1 protein-coding gene is annotated in these 591 nt (G+C 35.4%); it reads right to left on the bottom strand.

Features of this window, described 5'->3' with window-relative positions; translation table 11 throughout:
* Positions 1 to 591 (bottom strand): glycosyltransferase family 39 protein (locus E1171_RS00315; protein ID WP_187696108.1); only part of this gene is annotated, 591 nt, incomplete at both ends.

The raw sequence follows: 591 nt of genomic DNA, 5'->3' as shown, positions 1-591 counted from the left end.
AGAATATAAAACCTGCTTTTAACGGTTTGAATGTTTTCTATACTTCCTACCACTTGTTTGAAAAAGTACTTTTGCAAACTATCAAAAGCATTTGGAGACACGATTATTAACAAAATGAATGGTGCCAAAGTGGATCCTATTAGTACAAGAGAGTCTGCTATCATCCTTTTAAAGGATATTTGCCGTGAAACCAGCCATAGAAAGAAGGGAAGTGCCCAGGGAAAAAGAGCTACAAATCCTTTAGTCAATGCTCCAAAAAGGAGCATTAGTCCACTTGAAATTAAATAATTCCAACGATTTATTTTTAAACTTTTAAGGTAAAACCAAACCGATAAACAAAGGAAAATCCCCATGGTGTTTTCCAACATATTGTTTGCAAAAGTCCAGCTCACGGTGGGTATACTGACCCATAACAATAGGGGGATCCATGAAAACTTTGAATCCTTATTTAATTCCTTCCAAATAAAATGAATGAGTAACCCAGTAATAAAACAAGTGCCTAGAGAGTAGAATCGCTCTACGTAAATGCTATCACCGAAAATAAAGAAAAATAAACTTTGTAAGCCAAAAGCTAGAGGAGGGTGTTCATGA

The sequence above is a fragment of the Xanthovirga aplysinae genome (genome assembly GCF_009711365.1).
GTDB lineage: Bacteria > Bacteroidota > Bacteroidia > Cytophagales > Cyclobacteriaceae > Xanthovirga > Xanthovirga aplysinae.
The sequence above is the reverse complement of the archived record's forward strand: the minus strand, read 5'-3'. Positions and strand labels throughout refer to the sequence as shown.